The organism is Pseudomonas sp. B21-036, from assembly GCF_024748925.1.
GTDB lineage: Bacteria > Pseudomonadota > Gammaproteobacteria > Pseudomonadales > Pseudomonadaceae > Aquipseudomonas > Aquipseudomonas palmensis.
In genome coordinates this window covers 1666382-1687468 of record NZ_CP087178.1, presented here as the reverse complement: position 1 = coordinate 1687468, position 21087 = coordinate 1666382, and the positions used below count along the sequence as shown (strand labels likewise).

Annotated in this window: 18 protein-coding genes; 3 read left to right on the top strand and 15 right to left on the bottom strand. The window is 62.5% G+C overall.

What is annotated here, in order from left to right:
- Positions 1-6: 6 nt before the first annotated feature.
- The 13 genes from LOY33_RS07650 to flgB all read right to left on the bottom strand — a co-directional run bounded on the left by LOY33_RS07650 (position 7) and on the right by flgB (position 15364).
- Positions 7-3564, bottom strand: a complete 3558-nt coding sequence (locus LOY33_RS07650) for a glycosyltransferase (protein WP_258662386.1) — start codon at positions 3562-3564, stop codon at positions 7-9.
- Between the two features lie 70 nt (positions 3565-3634).
- On the bottom strand, positions 3635-5218 hold the full coding sequence (locus LOY33_RS07645) for a flagellar hook-associated protein 3 (RefSeq protein WP_054915643.1): 1584 nt from the start codon (positions 5216-5218) through the stop codon (positions 3635-3637).
- Between the two features lie 13 nt (positions 5219-5231).
- A complete protein-coding gene (gene flgK / locus LOY33_RS07640; protein WP_054915644.1) occupies positions 5232-7271 on the bottom strand; it encodes a flagellar hook-associated protein FlgK in 2040 nt (679 codons plus the stop codon).
- Between the two features lie 10 nt (positions 7272-7281).
- Positions 7282-8487: a flagellar assembly peptidoglycan hydrolase FlgJ gene (flgJ, locus tag LOY33_RS07635; protein WP_043861789.1), complete on the bottom strand. Its 1206-nt coding sequence runs from the start codon at positions 8485-8487 to the stop codon at positions 7282-7284.
- A 10-nt stretch (positions 8488-8497) separates the two neighbouring features.
- Positions 8498-9607: a flagellar basal body P-ring protein FlgI gene (locus LOY33_RS07630; protein ID WP_054915656.1), complete on the bottom strand. Its 1110-nt coding sequence runs from the start codon at positions 9605-9607 to the stop codon at positions 8498-8500.
- A gap of 12 nt (positions 9608-9619) precedes the next feature.
- Positions 9620-10315, bottom strand: a complete 696-nt coding sequence (gene flgH / locus LOY33_RS07625) for a flagellar basal body L-ring protein FlgH (RefSeq protein WP_043861788.1) — start codon at positions 10313-10315, stop codon at positions 9620-9622.
- Positions 10316-10368: 53 nt separating this feature from the next.
- On the bottom strand, positions 10369-11154 hold the full coding sequence (gene flgG / locus LOY33_RS07620; RefSeq protein ID WP_043861787.1) for a flagellar basal-body rod protein FlgG: 786 nt from the start codon (positions 11152-11154) through the stop codon (positions 10369-10371).
- Positions 11155-11199: 45 nt separating this feature from the next.
- Positions 11200-11940, bottom strand: a complete 741-nt coding sequence (locus LOY33_RS07615) for a flagellar basal body rod protein FlgF (RefSeq protein ID WP_043861786.1) — start codon at positions 11938-11940, stop codon at positions 11200-11202.
- Between the two features lie 192 nt (positions 11941-12132).
- Positions 12133-12324 carry a hypothetical protein gene (locus LOY33_RS07610; protein ID WP_196932945.1) on the bottom strand — a complete coding sequence of 64 codons (192 nt, stop codon included), beginning with the start codon at positions 12322-12324 and terminating at the stop codon, positions 12133-12135.
- A gap of 72 nt (positions 12325-12396) precedes the next feature.
- A complete protein-coding gene (gene flgE, locus LOY33_RS07605; RefSeq protein WP_043861784.1) occupies positions 12397-13758 on the bottom strand; it encodes a flagellar hook protein FlgE in 1362 nt (453 codons plus the stop codon).
- A gap of 31 nt (positions 13759-13789) precedes the next feature.
- The gene (flgD, locus tag LOY33_RS07600) at positions 13790-14494 is read right to left on the bottom strand and encodes a flagellar hook assembly protein FlgD (RefSeq protein ID WP_043861783.1); all 705 of its coding nucleotides are present in this window, start codon (positions 14492-14494) and stop codon (positions 13790-13792) included.
- Between the two features lie 15 nt (positions 14495-14509).
- A complete protein-coding gene (flgC, locus tag LOY33_RS07595) occupies positions 14510-14953 on the bottom strand; it encodes a flagellar basal body rod protein FlgC (RefSeq protein WP_043861782.1) in 444 nt (147 codons plus the stop codon).
- 3 nt (positions 14954-14956) lie between these two features.
- Positions 14957-15364: a flagellar basal body rod protein FlgB gene (flgB, locus tag LOY33_RS07590; protein WP_054915646.1), complete on the bottom strand. Its 408-nt coding sequence runs from the start codon at positions 15362-15364 to the stop codon at positions 14957-14959.
- A gap of 59 nt (positions 15365-15423) precedes the next feature.
- Here flgB and LOY33_RS07585 point away from each other — a divergent pair, with 59 nt between their 5' ends.
- Both LOY33_RS07585 and LOY33_RS07580 read left to right on the top strand, forming a co-directional pair.
- A complete protein-coding gene (locus tag LOY33_RS07585; RefSeq protein ID WP_210014316.1) occupies positions 15424-15582 on the top strand; it encodes a hypothetical protein in 159 nt (52 codons plus the stop codon).
- A 139-nt stretch (positions 15583-15721) separates the two neighbouring features.
- Complete coding sequence (locus LOY33_RS07580) at positions 15722-18316, top strand: autotransporter outer membrane beta-barrel domain-containing protein (protein WP_258662869.1); 2595 nt, start codon at positions 15722-15724, stop codon at positions 18314-18316.
- Between the two features lie 55 nt (positions 18317-18371).
- On the opposite strand, the gene cheR is transcribed toward LOY33_RS07580, so the two are convergent.
- Together cheR and LOY33_RS07570 are read right to left on the bottom strand one after the other, a co-directional pair.
- A complete protein-coding gene (gene cheR / locus LOY33_RS07575; RefSeq protein ID WP_043861780.1) occupies positions 18372-19199 on the bottom strand; it encodes a protein-glutamate O-methyltransferase CheR in 828 nt (275 codons plus the stop codon).
- A 49-nt stretch (positions 19200-19248) separates the two neighbouring features.
- Entirely contained in the window at positions 19249-20178 is a 930-nt protein-coding gene (locus LOY33_RS07570) for a chemotaxis protein CheV (protein ID WP_043861779.1), read from the bottom strand.
- A gap of 68 nt (positions 20179-20246) precedes the next feature.
- Here LOY33_RS07570 and flgA point away from each other — a divergent pair, with 68 nt between their 5' ends.
- A complete protein-coding gene (flgA, locus tag LOY33_RS07565; RefSeq protein ID WP_043861778.1) occupies positions 20247-20999 on the top strand; it encodes a flagellar basal body P-ring formation chaperone FlgA in 753 nt (250 codons plus the stop codon).
- Positions 21000-21087 lie beyond the last annotated feature (88 nt).

Here is a 21087-nt window from a genome sequence, read left to right as displayed (position 1 = left end):
TGGAGGTCAATCGGCCAACCAGCCGTTGGCCCATTGCTGCAGATTGTGTGTATTGAGTACGTAGTCACGCAGTACCGCTTCGCGTAGCGCATCGCCCTGGCGATAACTGGCCTGCGGATCTGCCAGGTGCATGCGGATCGCGTCCAGCCACTGCTCGGTGGTGTTACTGGCGACCCGCGTACAGGGCAGGTAACCACCGTAGGCCTTGGTCTCGGTGCAGATCACCGGGAAACCGCAAGCACCGTATTCCAGCAGGCGCAGGTTGCTCTTGCAGTCGTTGAACAGGTTCTGCTCGAGCGGCGCCAGCGCCAGATCGAGGTTCAGGCCCGCCAGCTTCTGCGGGTACAGGTGCAGCGGCACGCCGGCATGAAACTCCTTGATGTAGGGACGCAGCAACTGCGGGCACATGCCGAAGAACACCCAGTCGACCTCATTGGCCAAGGTCTTGACCACCTCGGCCAGCAGTTCGAGGTCGCCGCGGTGGCTGGTGCCGCCCGCCCAGCCGACACGCGGACGCGCCGACGTCTGGCGGCGCCCCTTCAGGCCGCCCCACAACGAGCGCGAGAGCATGTTGGGGACCACGCGAATATCCCGGTGCATGCTCGACAGCGCGTCGGCCAGTGGCTCGGTGGAGACCACCACCCGATCACACAGGGCGATACCGCGGCTGACCATTTCGCGCATGTTGCCGGGCATGTTGCGCCGGTGTTCATTCTTCTCGGGCACATCGATGATGTAGTCATCGATCTCGTAGATGCGCCGAGCCGAAGAAAGTCGCTGGATGCGCGCCATCTCCTCAAGCGAGCCGGTGGTATAGCGGCACTGCAGGATGATCACATCCGGCTTGCAACGCTCAAGCTCCACCATGCTCGGCAGCACATAGTTCAACTGTCCCTGTATCCAGCCGGCCCGTTCCAGCTCCTTGAACGGCTGGCTGACGCGATAGTGTCCGACCGCAGTGGTGTTGATTGGCAAGGCCATGACAAAAGGCAGCACCGGCTGGATGAACGGCACCCATCCCTCGCGCAGGCCCGGCTCCAGGTTGAAACTGGCCATGCGCAAGCTGAGGTTGTGGTTGTACGCCGGGTCATTGGCCACGCGCGGCAGCCAGCGCTCGTAGAAGCTGTCCTTGTGCTGCTCGTCCAGGGCCACCGTCTGCGAGGTGGCCTTGGCAACCACCGCAAAGGGAGTCCAGACGATCAGATAGCCATGGTCGCGCATACGCAGGCAAAGGTCGGCATCACTCAAGCCGGTCGAGAAGGTTTCGCCGTCCAGACCGCCAAGCTGGTCGAACAGCTCGCGACGTACCATCAGGCAGACGCCACTCACGGCGCTGTAGTTCTGCACGCAAGCCAACCGATTCATGTAGCCATTGGCGTCTGCGGGCTGGCCGAAAAACGGACTGCTGGCAACACCGTGCAGCCCCAGCACCAGGCCTGCTCCGGTCACGTTGCCAGTCTGGTTGCACAATTTTGGCCCGACGATGCCGACCTCTGGACGCTGGGCCTGACCTACCAGTTCATCAAGCCATTGCGCGTCGAAAAACACGCAGTCCGAATCGAGCAACAGCAGGTAGCTGCCACGTGCCTGCAGGCTGGCCTGGTTGTAAAGCGCCGGGCCATTCGCCGAGGCTACCGGCACAATGCGCAACTGCTCGCTGCCAAGCCCCTGCATTGCAGCCAGCCAGCCTTGTACTGGCATCGACTCACGACCACTGACAGCAATCAGGATCTCGTAGTTGCGGTAGGCGGTGTGCTCGAAAATCGATTCGACGCAGCGCGTCAGTGCCTTTACGTCATCGCCTGCGGCAACGATGATCGACACCGCCGGCGTATCGGCATGTCGATACTGCACGTGGGCAAACATCGAGCCTTCGGCGCTGACCACCTTGGCCTCGACGCCCAGGCGTGCCAGATGCGCACGCAGCACCCTGGGTGCCTGTACGGCACAGGCCGCTTCCCGCTGCCAGGCCTCATAGCCGTAGCGACATTGCACCAGCAGCTCGGCGACATGCCCCACCGCGCCCAGCCCCTGACTCTCGACCAGTTTCCAGAGCATGTCGTGGGGTGCCAGCGACTCGAACTGCGGGTCGAAACCGCCCTGCTCACGCACCCGGGCGGTATCGAAGGCCAGCAGCCTGCCTACGTAGGGAACACTGCGCATCAGGTCCAGGTTGAAGTCCGGCTTGAAGATCGGCTGGCTGGGCTGCAGGTTGTCGTGGGTGCCTTCATCGGTGTACAGGCACGCGCAGTCGGGTTGCAGTGCCATGCGCTCGGCCATGATGACCAACGCATGCGGGTGCAGGCAGTCGCCTGCACGCAGCAGAAATACCCAGTCACCCGCCCCATCGCGGGTCACGCAGTCATTGAGCTGCTCGATGGCATGGCCCTGGGCGTGCACCTGTACGAACTTGGGGTTCAACGGTTGCAGCGCTGCCGGGCCCAGCACGCAAATGGCCGCAGCGGCATAGGACTGTTGCTCCAGGCTGTCCAGCGTGGCCTTGAGTGCCACGCCATCGTCTTGGGCAGCGAGCACCAGCACGTCGATGCGCGGGCGACGCGGCCATTGCGCAATGCGCTTGGGCAGCAGGTCAAGCTGCGCCGCCGACAATATCCGACACCCCAGCCACTCGCCGTACAGCTCGGTGAAGCTCAGGCTGCTGGTGCCGACCTGTTGCTGAAAGCTGGCGACCTGGCGCGCATACAGGCGCGTCAGCTCGAACTCTTCCCAGGCCTTGTCAGCGCCGGCGGTGTAGAGCTCCAGTGGTATGTGCCGCACCCAACCGCTGGCCGGCGCCGGTTCACTGGTGCGCGAGGCGAGCATCTGGCGCAACCACTCGCTTTCGGTAGCGAAAGCCAGGGTCATGCTGGGGTGATGGCTCAAGCGCCCGGGGTGAACGCGCTCCAGGCTGAGCATGGTGTTCAGATAAGCCAGATGGCCATGGCGCAGCAGGCAGATGAACAGTGCCTCGACCAGACGCGCGCGAAAGCCCTCGCCGTCCTGCACCAGTTGCGGCAGCAATGCCTGAACCTGGGCGCGGCGCACCAGGGCATGGCTGATGCCACCGAACAGGTTCGGCAGGCTGCTCTCCAGCGCTTCCAGCAAATCGCCGCCGTTGATCACCGCACTGCTGGGGGAAATCATGCAGTTGGCCGGGCGCATGGGCAGCAGCGTCTCGTCCGCCGCGCAGATCAGCCGATGGTGAACCAGCACATTCACATCCGGGCAGTCGAGCATCACCTGCACCGACTGAGCGATGCAGTCACTCACCAGCCAGTCGTCATCGCAGAGAAACTTGATGAATTCACCCTGCGCCTGCTCCAGGCACATCAGCACATTGCGCGAAAAGCCCAGCGTCGACGGGTTGCGCACATACCGCAACGCGCACGTGGCCTGGCCTGCCCACAGATCGAAAATCGCCTTGATCTCGTCACCCTGGCTGTCGTCGCACACGACCACTTCCACGTTGGCATAACGCTGGGTAATGGCACTGTGCAGGGCGCGACTGAAGAACTCGGGGTTGAACGCGGGGATGGCGATGCTGACGAGCGGCAGTTCGTTCATTGAGATAGACCTGGAGAAAACCCCGGGGGCGACTGAGCGCCCCCGGGTGGGTACTGCAGAAAAGGGTCAATCAGAGCCGGTTGAACAGCCCGAGCGCGGCCAGCTTGCTGAAGGCCAGTTGCGAGGCTTGCAGCATGTTCTGCTGAAGCGTGAGACGGATCATCGTCTCGGCAGGGTCGGCGTTGCGGATCGAGTTCTGCGTGATGGTGTTGGCCGACTGCAAGGCTTCGTTGGTTTCTGCTTGCACATCCAGTGCCGCACCGCGTCCACCGATGGAGCTGATGGATTCGGCGATCTTGTCCGCTGCGCTGGCCAGGTTGGAGATAGCCGAGTCCATCGACGCGAGGAAGTTGCGGCGGGCTGTCGGATCGTTGTCGACAGGTGTCAGCAGCGCGGTACGCAACTGATGGATGGTGTCGAGCACGTTCTGGTTCTGGTGGTTGTTGACCTGCACCGAGTACTGGTCGCCATCTTTCGGAGTACCAGTGAAGGTGAAGTCGACGCCGGCCACACGGGTCGGGCTGACGGTGGTATCACCGCTGCCCACAGGACGGCTGTCTGCGGTCATCGGCTGCGCATAGACATCGAACGTGGTGTCGCTGGTGAACTTGACGACCGCACCGCCACCGGGGAACGCAGCGTCGTATTTTGCCTTGTCCGCGATCGACAGGCCGCTGAGCTGGCCGTCGGGCGACACGTTGCCGGGGCTGCGGGTGCCGGTGATTTCGTCGGGCTTGGAAGCGAGGGTGAACTCGTGCCCGCGCACCGCGTCGTCAGCGGCGGTGGGGTCGGTCAATTCGTCGCCCTGCAGGCCGACTTCCATGCGGATGTCGACGCCGCGGAAATTGATGGTGGTGTTGCCGCCCTTCGGGTTGAAGACCCCGCCATTGGTGGCTTCCAGGGTACGGTCGACGTTGTTGACGTCGGTGATCTTGAATTCGGTGGCGCTGACGAACTCGATCTTGTACGGCTCGCCGCTGCGGAACAGGTCGTTGTAGGTCGAGCTGCCGGAGACCTGGCCATTGGACAGGTTGACACGCACGTCGGCCGGGTTGGCAGGCGCGGTCATGGTGGTCTGGCTGCGGCTGGTGTTTAGCGCCTTCTGGAACACGTCGTAGCCGGTCTCGTTGGTGGCCACGCTGAGCATGTCACCGACCTGCAGGTTGGTGGTGCTCTGGTCGCCCTTGTACGAGTAGGTGCCATCGGCATTGCGTTCGAACGGCTGGGTGTCACCACGCGAACCCGAGAAGATGTACTTGCCGTTCTCGTCGCGGCTGTTCATCAGACTGAACAGTTGCTCTTCGAGCTGCGACAACTCCTGCTCGTTGGCCTTGCGATCGTTGTCGGTCATGTTGCCGCTGCCGGCGCCGATCGCCAGCTCCTTCACCCGCGACAGCACATTGGTGATGCTGTTGAGGGTGGCCTCGGAGGTGCCCAGGCTGGAGCGTGCACTGGAGATGTTGCCACTGTACTGGGTGATCAGGTTGTTCTGCTGTTCCAGTTGCAGCAGGCGCGCGGCACCGACCGGGTCGTCCGCGGCGGTACGTACGCGCAACTGGTCACTGGCCTGCTGCTGGGACTCCACGGCCTTGGCGAAGTTAGCCTGATAGTTGGAGGTGCTGGTCTGGTAGAACTGGGCGGTGGAAATGCGCACGATCTACGACTCCTTAAAGGCTGTTGATCAGCGTGGAGAAAATTTCCTGCGCGATCTTGATGATCTGCGAGGAGGCCGTGTAGTACTGCTGGAACTTGATCAGGTTGCCGGTTTCTTCGTCCAGGTCGACGCCGGACACCGAAGCGCTGGCGGCTACCGCAGACTTCTGCAGGGCCCCGGTGGCCTCGGTATCGAGCTTGGCCTGGGCCGCCTTGCCGCCGACGTTCTCCACCAGCTTGCCGTAGGCATCGGTCAGGCTGATGCCCTTGCCGTTGGGGCCGACGTCGACGGTGGCCTTGGTCTGCAGATCGATCACCGCCTGGCCGTTGCGGTTGTCGGCCGAGCCGGCACCGGTCATGCCCACCGTGTAGTTGTCGCCCTGCTTGGGCGAACCGGCCACGGTCATTTCAAAGGTGATGTTCTTTTGTGGCGTACCCACCGGGTTGCCGCTGGCATCGACCATCGGCACGTTGATCTGCAGCTTGTTTTCCTGGCCCGGAATGATAGTACCGCTGCCGATTTCATCGCCCTGGGCGTTGTGGATCTTGTAGGTCTGCGGGTTGGTGCTTTCATCACCGAACACCAGCTTGACCGGCGTCGAGTACTTCAGGCCGTTCTGCAGCTCGATGCGCTGGGCCGAGTCGTAGATGTCGATCATCGAAGTCAGGTTGGGCTGACCGATGATGCCGGTACCCTGGTTGCCTGCACCGCTGGTGCCGGTCAGCGGCGCCGCCAGCGCGATGCGCTTGGGGTCGGTGAGCACGGTGTCGAGGCTGCCCGCGGCGCCGCGGGTCGGGGTGATCTTGAACGAGTCGCCCTTGCTGGGCAGGCCACCGTTCATTTCCAGGGTGAAGCCGTCGATCACCGGCGGTGGGGTCTCGTCCAGCTTGTAGGAGCCCACTGCAGTGCCACCCGGGAGCCGGGTGACGGTGTAGTTGTTGTCGTCGGTAAAGGTCACCTGGTAGTCGCTGGTGGTCAGCTTGCCGGTGTCCTTGATGTTGACGTTAAGGCTGCCGGTGGCGGCGTTGTTGCCCGCCTTGGCGATGCTGCGCTGAGCCATCATGGTGGCGTTGTTGATATCGTTGAACAGGGTCGCGCCGAAGTCACCGTTCTTGTCGATACCTTGCGCCAGCTGGCTGTTGATCCGGTCGGCCACCACCAGGGCCACACGGCCGAGTTCGTTGAGCGCCGGTTCCAGCACGTCATTGCGGTAGGTGATCAGGCCGCCGATCTCGCCACCGCTGACGCTGTTGGTGATATCGATCTTGGTGGTGCCGCGGTTGAGCACCAGGTTGGAACGCGTCGGGTCGGTCGGGCTGTTCACCGTCTCGAGGGTGTTGGTGGTCTTGCCGAGCACCAGCGACTGGCCGTTCTTGAGGTACACGTCGAGGTTGCCCTCGCGCTCGACCACATCCACGCCCACCAGGTTGCTGAGCTGGCGCACCGCTTCGTTGCGCTTGTCGAGCAGGTCGTTGGGGCTGCCCTGCAATGACGACACGCGGGAGATCTGGTCGTTGTAGTTGGCAATGGTGGCCGTCAGGTTGTTGACCTGGGTGGCCATCGACGACAGGTTGCCGTTGATGTTGGTGTTCTGCTGGTTGAGCTGCGCGGCGATGGTGTTGAAGCGCTTGCTCAGTGCCTGGGCGCTGGTCAGCAGCAACTGGCGCGAGGCGTCTTCGGTCGGCTTGGCGCCAGCGCTCTGCAGGGCGGTGAAGAAGCTCTGCAGGGCGCCGGTGATACCGGTGTCCTTGTCCGACAGCAGCTTGTCGGTGGGGCTGACCTGGTCGAGAAAGGCGTTGGCCTCGCTGCTCAGCGAGTTGGTGGTACGCAGCTGGTTTTCCAGGAAGTTGTTGTACACGCGGCGCACATCGGCCAGCGTGGTGCCGGTGCCGATGAACACCTGGCCTTCGCGGATCGAACTCTTGGAGTTTTGAATGTTCTGCTGGCGCGAGTAACCAGCGGTATCGACGTTAGCGATGTTGTTACCCGTGGTGTGCATGCCCGATTGGGCAGCGCTGGCACCGGATAAGCCGATATTGATCAAACTCGCCATAATTCAAACCTTATAGTTTCGTTGTAGTAGCGACAGCTGCGTAGCTCTCGTACGACTTCATCTGTTTTGCGATCTGCGAGATCTTGCTGGCGTAGTCCGGATCGGTTGCATACCCGGCCTTCTGCAGCTCTCGCACAAACTGTTCAGGCTTATCGGCCGCATTTACCGCATCTTTATAGCGAGCATTGTTTTGCAACAGGCTCACCAGGTCGTGGAAGCTGTCCTGGTAGGAGTCATAGGAACGGAACGCAGCGGTTTCCTTGACGAACTGCCCGTCACGGAACTCGCTGGTGATCGCACGTGCCTGATCGCCTTTCCAGTTGCCGGTGGCCTTGATGCCGAACAGGTTGTGGCTGCTGCTGCCATCGGCCTGGCGCATCACCGATTTGCCCCAGCCGGTTTCCAGGGCGGCCTGTGCCACCAGGTACCGCGGGTCGATGCCGATACGCTTGGCGGCCTGCTCGGCCATCGGCAGCATGGTGGTGACGAACTCGTCGCTGGAATCGAACGCGCGCTTGGCCGGGGCCAGTGGCGGCTGCGCCACGGCACGTCCGTAGATACGCATCGAGCCCGGCGCGGCAAAAGTCTGGGCCGGGGCCCAGTCGCCCTTGACCAGCGCATCGGTCATGGCCGTGGTGCGCTGCGGCAACGCGGCGGTATTGGTGGTGGCTGGCGTTCCATCTGCCGACGGCACGATACCGGCCAGCAGGCGATCGGTGAGCTTGCCGGGCAATGCCAGGCGCCGCGAATTGAGCGCCGCCATGTCGTTGCGGTGGCTGGTGCTGGCGGCATCACGCAGTGGCTCGGCCACCTTGGTCGCCCACAGGCTGCGCTGCTGCAGATCGACCCGCGGGAACGGGCTGCTGGCCGCCGCTGCAGCGTTGGTGGCCTTCTGCTTGGACAGCTGGCGCATCAGCACATCCTGCAGGCCGATGCCGCCGCCCTCGCGGGACATGCTCACCGCCAGCTGCTGGTCGTACATCTGCTGGTACTGCTTGGTGGTTTCGGTATTGAGCGGGTTGTCCTTGGCCAGCACATCGCTGGCCGAGCGCATCGACTTGAGCATCTCGTTGAGGAACAGCGACTCGAATTCCTGGGCGACCTTGCGCAGGTTGGCGTCGCTGTCGCGATCACCCACCTTGAGCGAGTTGAGGCGGTTGAGGTCGGTGTAGGCACCACTGTCGGCGGCACTGATGCCGCTTTTAGGCATATCCATGACCAGCCCCTCAGATCACGATCAGGTCGGCTTGCAGCGCGCCGGCCTGTTTGAGGGCTTCGAGAATCGCCATCAGGTCACCGGGGGCCGCGCCCACCTGGTTGACCGCACGTACGATCTCGTCGAGCGTGGTGCCCGGCCCGAACTTGAACATCGGCTTGGCTTCCTGCTCGGCGTTGACCCGCGAGCGCGGCACCACTGCCGTCTCGCCATTGGAGAACGGGCCGGGCTGGCTGACGATCGGGTCTTCGGTGATGGTCACGGTCAGGCTGCCGTGGGTGACCGCCGCTGGCGATACCTTGACGTTCTGGCCGATCACGATGGTACCGGTACGCGAGTTGATGATGACCTTGGCCACTGCCTGGCCGGGGTCGATCTCGAGATTCTCCAGGATCGACAGGTAGTCGACGCGCTGGCTCGGGTCCAGGGGCGCGGTGACGCGCACCGAGCCACCATCCAGCGCCTGGGCCACACCCGGGCCGAGCAGTTCGTTGACCTTGTCGACGATACGCTTGGCGGTGGTGAAGTCGGGGCGATTGAGGTTCAGGGTCAGGCTGTTGCCCTGGTTGAAGCCGCTCGGCACCGAGCGCTCTACCGATGCACCGCCCGGAATACGCCCGGCCGATGGCACGTTGACGGTGATCTTGGAACCATCACGGCCCTCGGCATCGAAGCCGCCCACCACCAGGTTGCCCTGGGCAATGGCGTAGACGTTGCCGTCGATACCCTTGAGCGGGGTCATCAGCAGGCTGCCGCCGCGCAGGCTCTTGGAGTTGCCGATGGACGACACGGTGATGTCCACCACCTGGCCCGGCTTGGCGAACGCCGGCAGGTCGGCGTGCACCGACACTGCCGCGACGTTTTTCAGTTGCACGTTGCCCGAGCCCGGCGGCACCTTGATACCGAACTGCGAGAGCATGTTGTTGAAGGTCTGCAGGGTGAACGGGGTCTGGGTAGTCTGGTCACCCGTGCCGTTGAGCCCCACCACCAGGCCGTAGCCGATCAACTGGTTGGTACGCACGCCGGAAATGCTGGCGATGTCCTTGAGGCGCTCGGCATGTACGCCGAACGCGGTGGACAACAGGACAGTCGCGGCAATCAGCTGCTTGATGTTGAACATGATCATCCGAACCTAGAAAGGCCAAAGCGGGCTGATGAAGAAGCGGTCCAGCCAACCGGGCTGGCTGGCATCGGCAAACGAGCCGGTGCCCGAATAGGTGATGCGCGCATCGGCGACCCGGGTCGACGGCACGGTGTTGTCGGTGGCGATGTCGTCGGCGCGTACCATGCCGGCAATACGCACCAGCTCGTCGCCGGTGTTGAGGGTCATCCACTTCTCGCCGCGTACCGCGATGATGCCGTTGGGCAGCACGTCGGCCACGGTGACGGTGATCGAACCGGTCAGAGTATTGCCCTGGGCCGCCTTGCTGTCGCCCTTGGTGGCACGGTCGCCGCTGTAGCCGGCGCTGAGGCTCAGGTCACCGTCGCCAAACGGATTGTTGGTGTTGACCCCGGCACCGAACAGCGAGGTCAGGCCAAGCTCGGCCTTGCTGTTCTTGGCGATCTGCGAGTTGGCGTTCTTGCTCGCCTGGGTACGCTCGTTGAGCGTGATGGTGATGATGTCGCCCACCCGGAACGCCTTGCGGTCGCTGTACAGGTTCTGCTCGAAACCGGCCTGGTAGATGGAGCCGTTGTTGGCCGCTGCAGGCAGGGGTGTACGCGGCAACACAGGCGCGTAGTACGGGTCGTTGGGCTTTGGCGTCGGCGCGACGCAACCGGCCAGCAACACCACCCCACCCAGGGCGAATACGGACAACAAACGGCTCATGACTCTGACCTCACGGTGTAACAGGCGCCGCATCAGCGCCCCTGGGGCTTCACTTACAGGTTCTGGGTAACGAACGAGAGCATCTGGTCGGCGGTGGAAATCACCTTGGAGTTCATCTCGTAGGCACGTTGGGTGGTGATCATGTTGACCAGCTCTTCCACGGTGCTGACGTTGGAGTTTTCCAGGGTCTGCTGCAGGGTGGTACCGAAGCCGTTCAGGCCCGGCGTGCCGATCTGCGGCGCACCGCTGGCGGCGGTTTCCAGGAACAGGTTGTTGCCCATGGCCTGCAGGCCGGCCGGGTTGATGAAGTCGGCGGTCTGGATGTTGCCGATGATCTGCGCGGCCGGGTTGCCGGCGGTGGTGATCGATACGGTGCCGTCCTGGCCCACGGTGAAGGTCTGCGCGTCTGGCGGCACGACCACGGCAGGCTCGAGGGCGAAACCGTTGGCGGTGACCACCTGGCCATCGGAGTTCAGGTGGAAGGTACCGTCACGGCTGTACGAAACGGTGCCGTCTGGCTGCAGTACCTGGAAGAAGCCGCGACCGTTGATGGCCATGTCCAGCGGGTTCTCGGTGGTTTGCAGGCTGCCGGTGCTGAAGTTTTTCTGGGTGCCGACGATGCGCACACCAGTACCCACCTGCAGACCCGATGGCAGCTCGCTGTCCTGGGTCGACTGTGCACCTGGCTGGCGCTTGATCTGGTAGAGCAGGTCCTGGAACTCGGCACGATCACGCTTGAAGCCGGTGGTCGAGACGTTGGCCAGGTTGTTGGAAATGGTGGTCAGGTTGGTGTCCTGGGCGGACAAACCGGTTTTACTGACCCAAAGAGCCGGAAGCATGCTGTTCTCCTCGTGCGCCTGTTTTACGGCGCTACGTCTGTGTAATTAGCCGATTTGCAAAACCCGAGCCATGGCTTCGTCGCCTTCCTTGGCCGTGGTCATCATCTTGACGTGCAGTTCGAATTGACGGGACAGCGCCAGCACCGAGGTCATTTCCTCGACGGCATTGACGTTGCTGGCTTCCAGGAAACCGGACACCACCTGCACGTTGGCATCGGCATCGGCAGGCTGGCCGCTCTTGGTGTGGATCATGCCGTCCAGGCCCTTGTTGAGGGTCTTGACGTCGGGGTTGACCAGCTTGATGCGATCGACCTCGGCCATCACCCGCGGGCCTTCACCCATGGCGCGAATGCTGATGGTGCCGTCCTGGCCGATCTCGACCTTCTGCTCGGGCGGCACGGCAATCGGGCCACCATTGCCCATCACCGGCATGCCGTTGCCCGCGCGCAGCACGCCCAGGGCATCGATGTTGAGGCTGGCGGTACGCACGTAGGCTTCGCTGCCATCCGGGGCCTGCACGGCGATGAAGCCGTCGCCACCAATGGCGATGTCCAGGTCGCGGCCGGTCTCCTGCATGGCACCGGGGCTGAAATCGGTGGCAGGACGTTCGGTCATGGCATAGGCACGCGCCGGAAAGCTGTCACCAAACACCGGCATCGAGCGCGCCTGCTCCAGGTCGCGCTGAAAGCCGCTGGTGGAAATGTTCGCCAGGTTGTTGGCATGCGCCCGTTGCGCCAGTGCGTTCTGGCTGGCACCGGTCATGGCCACGTAAAGCATCTTGTCCACAGATCATCCTCCGCTGCGCTGGCGAACACTTGCCGTTCACCGCTGCTTTGCCGGTCACTCAAGCAAGTTTCAAACCAACTCTGCAAAACAGGGGTAAAGCCCCGTCAATGCGGGGGCTGGAGCACAGGCCAGCGCCTGCGCGTGCGATGCACCGTCGAAAATACGGCGCCAGCTTGCCGCTAGCGGCAAACCTCAGTTGTCACGGCAAGCGCCATTGTTGTAAGGCCCGGCAAACCGACGCCAGCCCTCGCCCGGCGAAACCTGCGAACAGACGAGCCGGCCATCGGCCTGGCTTTCCCAGCGATACCAGGCGGCCATGTCGGCGCCGACCTGCACAGCCACCACCAGCAAGGCGAAGCCCACGATTGCGAGTGCGCACTTCATTTCTACTGCCTCCGAAACAACGAACCCCTTCCGAGAAAGGGGTTCGTCCATGCTCATTCCATCAGGCGATCATCAGGTCATCTGGATGATGGTCTGCATGATGGTGCTTTCGGTAGAGATGGTCTTGGAGTTCGCCTGGAAGTTGCTCTGCGCCTTGATCAGCTCGACCAGCTCCATGGTCAGGTTGACGTTGGACGCTTCCAGTGCGTTGGACTCGATCGAACCCAGGGTACCGGTCTTCGGCGTGTCGATGCCCGGGATGCCCGAGGCGTAGGTCTCTTTCCAGCGGGTACCACCCAGCTGCTCCAGGCCCTGCTCGTTGGCGAAGCTGGCAATCGCGACCTGGCCGATGGCGCGGGACTGCTGGTTGCTGAAGCTGGCGAACATCACACCGGTGGAGTCGATGCTCAGGCTGGACAGGATGCCGGTGGCATAGCCGTCCTGCGCCTGGGACATGCGGGCAGTGTCGGTGTTGTACGACGTGGTGCTGGTCATGTTCATACGGATGCCGTCGGCATTGCCGGCCGAACCGTTGGATGCCCACTTGTCGGTGGCCTTGTCGTAGGACGCCGGCACCCAGCCTTTCATGGTGAAGTTGTTGTTGACCACGGTGAATTCGGAGCCCGCCGGGTGACCGGTATTGTCGGCAGTCATGGCCTTGACACTGCCATCAGGATTGAAGCTGATGGTGCCGGACAGTGGCTTGGTGCTGGCAGGGTCGAACGGGTTGCGACCATCGACCAGCGTGTAGGTGGTCCACTGGTTGTCACCGGTCTTGCGATAGAACTGCTCCATCGTGTGCTCGTTGCCCTGACTGTCGTAGATCTTGGTCGGGAACGATTTGGTGTAGGTGCTCTCGTCCGAAGGGTCGAACGTCTTGTTGTCCACCAGCACCGGCGGCGTGCTGTCATCCAGTACCTGCAGCGGGATCGACGGCGCCGAGGAGTTCAGGTTGATGCCCTGATCGATCAGCGTGGTGGTCTTTGGCGCCAGCGCGGAGGTGTCGATCTTCAGGTCGGTCAGCACGCCCTTGATGATCTTGCCGTTGACGTCGGCCGCGTAACCTTGCAGACGGATACCGTCCGAGGTCACCACGTAGTTGTCCTTGTTGGTCTGGAACGCACCGGAACGGGTGTAGCTCAGCGAGCCGTTGTCGCTCAGGACGAAGTAGCCCTGGCCCTGGATACCCATGTCCAGTACGTTGCCGGTGTTGTTGATGTCACCCTGACCGAACTGCTGGGAGACTGCAGCCAGACGCACGCCGTTGCCGACGGTCTTGCTGCCCACGCCCAGTTTGCTGGCCGAGTACACATCGGCGAACTCGGCGCGCGAGGCCTTGAAGCCGGTGGTCGAAACGTTGGCGATGTTGTTGCCGGTGACAGCCAGTTGCTTGTTGGCTGCATAGAGACCGCTAAGGCCGATATTGAAAGACATCTTTCCACTCCTTGTGCCGCGTTAGCCGGCTCTATATACCGATAGTTTGGACTTTGGACAGCGCAACGCTGCCCAGGCCAGCGAGGTTGAGCATCAGCTCGCCGCCGGTCTGACTGATGGTGACGCTGCTGACGGTGGCCGGCAGCAGGGTGTACATCTCGGCCGACTTGCCATCGACGGTGGTCTTGGCCGTGAAGGTATAGGTACCCGGGTCGACCTTTTCGCCCTTCTCGTTGGTACCGTCCCAGATGAAGTCGGCATTGCCGGCCTTCTGCTCGCCCAGGTCGATGGTCTTGATGGTCTTGCCATCCTTGTCGGTGACAGTGACGGTGCCCGAAGTGATCGACTGCGGGACCACCACCTGGCCAGTGAAGCTCTTGGTGGTGTCGACCACGGCCTTGTCGGCCTGGGTGATCACCGAGCGACCGACCAGCCCGGAGGCCTGCAGCGCCTGCGAGGAACCCATGGCCCCCGTGATGGCGTTGACCGAATCGTTCAGCGAGGTGATGCCTTCGAGGCTGGAGAACTGCGCCAGCTGGGCCACGAACTCGCTGTTGTCCTGCGGGTCGAGCGGGTTCTGGTGCTGCATCTGGGTAACCAGCAGCTGAAGGAACGCGTCCTTGCCCAGGGTCTGGCCGTTGGCGGTCTTGCCGCCCAGGCCGCTTGCCGCGTTCGTATTGCTGGACTTCTTGACGCCGGAATTGGAAATGACGTCGTTCAGGTTTACATCAGCCATAAAAAACGCCCCTTATCACTGACCCAGGGTCAGGACCTTCTGCATCATGGTTTTGGCCGTGTTCATCAGTTCGGCGTTGGTCTGGAACGAGCGGCTGGCGGAGATCATGTCAGCCATTTCCTCGACCACGTTGACGTTCGGGTAGTAGACGTAGCCGTCCTTGTTCGCCGCCGGATGGTTGGGCTGATAGCGCGCCTCGAGGTTGCTCTGGTCTTCGACCACACCCAGTACCTGAACGCCCTGCCCGGCTTCGCCCTGGTCCTGGAACAGCGACTGGCTGACGCCATTCTGGGCCTGCTGGAACGTGGTGGCGAACACCGGGTGGCGGGCACGGTAGGTCTGGTCGATGCTCGAGGAAACGGTCTCGGCGTTGGCGATGTTGGAGGCAACGGTGTTCAGGCGCGTGGTCTGCGCGCTCATGCCGCTACCGGCAATGTTGAAAACGCTGGCAAGGGACATGACTTACTCTCCGCGCAGGGCTGACACCAGCCCTTTGAATTTACTGTTGAGCAGCGTGAAGCTGGCCTGGAAACCCACGGCATTCTCGGCATAGCTGGATTGCTCGAGCTGCGCGTCAACGGTGTTCTGGTCGATCGAGGGCTGCATGGGCGTGCGGTACTGCAGGGTTTCGTCACCCATCGCCAGGCCTTGGGCCTCGATGTGCCGGGTGTTGGTGCGCTCGAGGGAGAAATGGCCGTTCTTGACCTTGTCGGTCTCGGCCGCCAGCACGGACGAGAAGTCCATGTCGCGCGCCTTGTAGTTGGGGGTGTCGGCGTTGGCGATGTTGTTGGCCAGCACTTCGGCACGCTGGGCGCGAAAGCCCAGTGCCTTTTCGTGAATGCCAAGCGCTTTGTCGAAACTGATGCTCATGTCGGGGAAACCTTTGAAGGTTGACCGTAGGGTTCGTTGCCGGTGATAGAGCAAGTCCCGTGCCAAAACACAAAACCCAGCAAAGCCGGGGCTTTACCGCGCTTGCCAGCCATGGCAATGCCAGAAAAGCGGCAACGGATTTCCGCCAGACACCGGCAAAGCGGCAATTGCCTGGCAGCGGCAACCCCACCCTGCGCCCTTTTGGCGTCAAATTTTAATGTCAATTCGCTATCTCTCATCTAAGATCCGTCCCGCTCCGCTACGTGGCATCTGGCTATCACCGCACAGCCGTCACGCCACGCAGGCAAGCGCCGAATTCAATACGCTGTGTTTAAGGAATAAACCGTGACTCCTGTGATGTTTCGCAAGACCCTGCTCGCCCTGGCAATCACTGCCACCGCCCTGCCTGTCGGTGCCCAAACCATCAAGTTGACCGATGCCGGCTTCATCAGCGAGCACAAGACCTACGAAGGCAACCTCGAATTCACTGGCGCCTACACCGGCAGTGCCGCCGAAGACGCGATCGAATTCAACGGCAACCACGTCAAGGGCGACCTGATTCTCAACACCACGATCAACAGCAGCGGCGACTTTGCCGGCGGCATCGACCTGGACGCCTGGGAAGACGGCAGCAGCTGGGCCAGCAACCAGATCGACGGCAACCTGATCAACAAGGGCAGCATCAGCGCCGTGGGCGGCGGCTCCAATGCCCTGATGATCGACCCGGCCACCATCAATGGCAGCGTCATCAACCAGGGCCTGCTCAGCGCTACCGGCGAACCGCTGCTCGACGGCAGCGAAATGGACGTGGCCCGTGCACTGGACTTCACCGGCACGATCAAGGGCGACCTGCTCAATGACACCACTGGCCGCATCATCGCCAAGGGCACCAGCGCCAAGGGCATCAACCTGGAAGGCGGCCGTATCGACGGCAAGCTGATCAACAACGGCCTGATCCAGGTTACCGGTAACGGCGCTACCGCCATCGACGCCACTACCAGCTTCAACGGGCAGAATGTGGACATGGTCGACCTGGCCGGCATCGTCAACAACGGCACCATCATCGCCACCGGCGATGACGCCGAAGGCATCCGTGTGGACGGCGCCAGCTTCACCACCGCCGAGCGCCAGATCGTCAACACCGGCACCATCAAGGCGACCGATGCGGCCATCGTGATCGGCAACTTCGACATCGATGCCTACGATGACAACCGGCTGTACAACAGCTATGCAGGGCTGGAAATCGTCAACAGCGGCACGCTGATCTCCGAAGACGAAGCGGTCGATGCCTCCGAAACCGAGCGCAGCGTGTACCTGACCTTGCTGGACGGCAGCAAGATCACCGGCAACCTGATCGATCTGACCACCGTCGAGGTGTACGGCAAGGTGGACTTCAGCGGCACCGACAGCAGCAGCGACGGTGCCAACATCCGTCTGCGCCAGGGCGGCTGGATGGACGTGGGCAGCGTCAGCCGCAATGCGCCAGCGCACCTGAACTTCGTGCAGCCGCACACCACCATCGACGGCAACCTGTACGTGGCCGGCAACTCGTCGCTGGACTTGAACCTGAGCAGCGCCACCCGTGCCGACACCGCCGTGGTGGCCGTCAGCGGTACTGCCGAGTTCGGCAAGGGCGCACAGATTCGCCTGGCCGCACAGGGCAGCGACTTCAGCGCCCAGGGCAGCACGTACAACCTGTTCCAGGCCGGGCGCATCGATCTGCTGGACGCTTCCGACAATGTCGACGCCAACGGCAAGCTGAACCTGGTGAGCAGCTCGGCCCTGCTCAAGATCGACAGCTACAGCCTGCAGGACAACAAGCTGGTGGCTACCGTCACCGGCAAGGGCGCCGAAGAAGTCACCGACATCCTGGTCGGCCAGGGTGCCTCGGCCAACAGCCAACTGGCCCTGGGCAGCCTGAACCGCGACAGCATCCTGAGCAAACTGAGCGCCAACGACCCGCTGCTGCAAGCCTTCGCCAATGCCGACGAGGCCCAGCTGGCCAAGCTGGCCGAGCAACTGACACCTGAAGTCAACGGCGGCGCCACCCAGGCAGCCACCACCAGCCAGAACCTGGTGAGCAATGTCACCGGCAGCCGTACCAGCAGCCTGCGCGGCGCCTCCTCGGGCGAAGCGTTCAAGGACACCGGCGTGTGGGTGCAGACCCTCTACAGCGATGCCAGCCAGGACCTGCGCGACGGCGTGGCCGGCTACAACGCCTACAGCCGCGGCATCGCGGTGGGTGCCGACGGCAAGCTCAACGACAACCTGACCCTGGGCCTGGCGTACAGCTTCATCAACACCGACGTCAACGGCAAAAGCGGCAACCAGACCAAGGTGGACAGCCACGCCTTCACGCTGTACGGCGGCTTCGAGCAGGGCAACTACTTCGTCGATGCCAGCCTGAGCTATGGCTTGAACGACAACGACAGCAAACGCAAGATTGCCGGCACCTCGGCCAAGGCCGATTACGACAGCGACCTGCTGGGCCTGAACGTGGTGGGTGGCTACACCTATCACATCAACCCGCAGATGCTGGTCGAGCCGCGCATTGCCGCACGCTACAGCCTGGTGAACATCGACGGTTACCGCGAGAAGGGTTCGTCGGCTGCACTGAAGGTCGAAGACCAGCGCTACGAGGCCATCGAGCTGGGCGCAGGCCTGCGCGTTGCCGGCGAGTATCCGCTGGGCGCCGGCACCCTGCAGCCACAGGCTCGCCTGATGGCATACCATGACTTCGCGGCGGACGAAGCCAAGAGCACCTCGACCTTCCTGCTGGGTAGCACCCCGTTCGTCACCAGCGGCGCCAAGGCCGTGCGCAACAGCTACGAAGCCGGCGTAGGCGCCGACTACAAGCTGGGCGCGGTGACCCTGGGCGTGAACTACGACTACATCGGCAAATCGGGCTTTGACGCCGATGTGTTCTCGGCCAAGGTGCGTTACGACTTCTGATCGATGACAGCTGCATGAAAAAGGCCGGTGTCTCGCGACACCGGCCTTTTTCGTTTCACTTGGCCTGGTAGATGATCCCCGGGCTGCACTGCACCATCTGGTAATGGTCGGGCAGCCCATTGAGCGCCTCGGACGCCCCCAGGAACAGGTAACCGCCGGGCTTGAGCGTGCCGTGAATGCGCAGCAGGATGTCCTTCTTCACCTGCGCGGAGAAGTAGATCAGCACGTTGCGGCAGAACACGATGTCGAACTTGCCCAGGCTCGCGTAGCTGTCGAGCAGGTTGAACGAACGAAACTCGACGCGGCTGCGGATCGGGGCCTTGACTGCCCAGCGCCCCGGCCCCTTGGGGTCGAAATAGCGTTGCAGGCGCTCCTGGGACAAGCCACGGGCAATGGCCAGGCTGTCGTACTCACCGGTCTTGCAGTTGGCCAGCATCGAGCCGGACAGGTCGGTGGCGACGATCTGCGCGCCCATCTTCAATTGCCCGATGTTGCTGCGCTCGAACTCGTCGATGGCCATGGAGATCGAGTATGGCTCCTGCCCCGACGAACAGGCCGCCGACCAGATGCGCAGGCGCTGACCAGGGTTGGCCTTGATCTGCTCGGGCAAGACCTTGTTCTTGAGCACCTCGAACGGATAGTTGTCTCGAAACCACAGGGTTTCGTTGGTGGTCATCGCATCGACCACCTGCTCGCGCAAGCCGCTGCGCGGCTGGGTCTGGATCCGCTGCACCAGCTCGCTCAACGATTTGATGCCCTGCTGTTCCATCAGCTTGTTGAGACGGCTGGAGACCAGATACTGCTTGTTTTCGCCCAGCAGGATGCCACAGGCTTTTTCCAGGAAGACCCGGAATTGTTCGAAATCCAAATTACCCGTAGACAATGATGCCGCCTCTTAAATCATGTGTAACGCCAGGGACGAGCCCTGGCCGTTAGTGGGTGGCCTTGATCCGGTCGACCACGCGTTGCGCCAGGTCATCCGGCCGGAACTTGGCGAGAAAATCATCCGCGCCCACCTTCTTGACCATGGCCTGGTTGAAGACGCCGGAAAGCGAAGTATGCAGGATGATGTGCAACTTTTGCATGCGCGGGTCGTTGCGGATTTCTGCAGTCAGGGTATAGCCGTCCATTTCCGGCATCTCGATGTCGGAAATCATCATCAGGAATTCCTCTTCCGGATGCTTGCCCTCATCGACCATCTTGCGCAGGTAATCCAGCGCCTGCCGGCCGTCGTTGAGCGCAACCACCTCGACCCCCACCGTCTGCAGGCAACGGCTGACCTGCTTGCGTGCCACCGAGGAGTCATCCACGGTGAGCACGCGCAGCGACACGGCCTTGACCTGCACTTCTTCGTCGACCACACCCAGGGAGATCGCCTCGGAGGTCGGCGAGACCTCGGCGAGGATCTTCTCCACGTCGATGATCTCGACCATCTTGCCGTCCACCCGGGTCACGGCCGTCAGGTAATGGTCACGACCGGTGCCCTTGGGTGGCGGATGGATCTCCTCCCAGTTCATGTTGACGATGCGTTCGACCGAGTGCACCAGAAACCCCTGGGTCTTGGTGTTGTACTCGGTGATGATCACGAAGCTCTTGCTGACATCTTCACTCAGACCGGGCATGCCGGTCGCCATCGCCAGATCCAGGATCGGGATGGTTGCCCCACGAATATTCGCCACACCGCGCACCACCGGGTTGGACTTGGGCATCACGGTCAGGTTCGGGCATTGCAGCACCTCCCGCACCTTGAACACGTTGATCCCGTACAGCTGCTCGCCATTGAGGCGGAACAACAGCAGTTCGAGACGGTTCTGCCCTACCAGTTGTGTGCGCTGGTTAACCGAATCCATTACACCAGCCATGCCAGACTCCTCGACCAAATGCTCGAGCGTCGTACCGCAGTCGGCACGCGCCTTGCTTTTTTAACTGTATGAACACGAAAACGACATTTTTCCGACGCCTGACCCGCCCCTTGCCCGGCATCCTTGCTGCGCTGTGCCTGCTGGCCCCCGGCGTTCGAACTCTGGCTGACGCTTTCACCTTGCCTGAACAGCTTATCGGTGTCACTCAGGGGTTTCTTGAATTCACGGTCGAGGATTACCTGGCGACCAGCCAGACCGAAGGGCGCTTCGAGATCCAGGTCAACAGCCTCGACCCGCGCCTGCGCATGCCACTGTGCGACCAGCAACTGGGCGCCACCCTGGAAAGCCCGGCGCAACCGCTGGGCAGGGTGACCGTGCGCGTACGCTGCGATGGCAGCTCCCCGTGGACGGTGTTCGTGCCGGCCCAGGTGCGGCTGTTTCGCAATGTGGTGACCGTGGCGCGTCCGCTCAAGCGCGACAGCGTGGTCGGCGAACAGGACGTGAGCCTGCGCGAGCGGGACGTGGGCATGCTCAACCAGGGCTACCTGACCAGCCTGGAGCAGGCCGTGGGCCTGAAGGTCATCCGACCGACGGTCATCGATCAGGTGCTCACGCCGCTGCATCTGGAGCAGGCCGAAGTGGTCCGCAAGGGCGATCATGTGGTCATCATCGCCCGCAGCGGCACGCTGAGCGTGCGCATGCCGGGAGAAGCCTTGAGCAAGGGCGGCATCAGTGAACAGATACGGGTACGCAATCTGAACTCCAAACGGGTGGTGAAGGCACGGGTCACTGGACCAGGGCAGGTGGAAGTCGCGATGTGAAGCGGGTCACGACGCCAGAACAAACAAGGCTGGCGGTCAGGAACCGCTTTTCCTAAACTGTGTCGAACCGGGTTGATGGGCTGGCCGC

Coding starts and splice junctions, on each gene's coding strand:
- flgA (WP_043861778.1), top strand. CDS start 20,247: ATGAACACGAAAACGACATTTTTCCGACGCCTGACCCGCCCCTTGCCC.
- flgG (WP_043861787.1), bottom strand. CDS start 11,154: ATGCTTCCGGCTCTTTGGGTCAGTAAAACCGGTTTGTCCGCCCAGGAC.
- LOY33_RS07630 (WP_054915656.1), bottom strand. CDS start 9,607: ATGTTCAACATCAAGCAGCTGATTGCCGCGACTGTCCTGTTGTCCACC.
- LOY33_RS07650 (WP_258662386.1), bottom strand. CDS start 3,564: ATGAACGAACTGCCGCTCGTCAGCATCGCCATCCCCGCGTTCAACCCC.
- flgJ (WP_043861789.1), bottom strand. CDS start 8,487: ATGGATATGCCTAAAAGCGGCATCAGTGCCGCCGACAGTGGTGCCTAC.
- LOY33_RS07580 (WP_258662869.1), top strand. CDS start 15,722: ATGTTTCGCAAGACCCTGCTCGCCCTGGCAATCACTGCCACCGCCCTG.
- flgD (WP_043861783.1), bottom strand. CDS start 14,494: ATGGCTGATGTAAACCTGAACGACGTCATTTCCAATTCCGGCGTCAAG.
- flgE (WP_043861784.1), bottom strand. CDS start 13,758: ATGTCTTTCAATATCGGCCTTAGCGGTCTCTATGCAGCCAACAAGCAA.
- LOY33_RS07570 (WP_043861779.1), bottom strand. CDS start 20,178: ATGGCTGGTGTAATGGATTCGGTTAACCAGCGCACACAACTGGTAGGG.
- flgH (WP_043861788.1), bottom strand. CDS start 10,315: ATGAGCCGTTTGTTGTCCGTATTCGCCCTGGGTGGGGTGGTGTTGCTG.
- LOY33_RS07610 (WP_196932945.1), bottom strand. CDS start 12,324: ATGAAGTGCGCACTCGCAATCGTGGGCTTCGCCTTGCTGGTGGTGGCT.
- flgB (WP_054915646.1), bottom strand. CDS start 15,364: ATGAGCATCAGTTTCGACAAAGCGCTTGGCATTCACGAAAAGGCACTG.
- flgK (WP_054915644.1), bottom strand. CDS start 7,271: ATGGCGAGTTTGATCAATATCGGCTTATCCGGTGCCAGCGCTGCCCAA.
- flgC (WP_043861782.1), bottom strand. CDS start 14,953: ATGTCCCTTGCCAGCGTTTTCAACATTGCCGGTAGCGGCATGAGCGCG.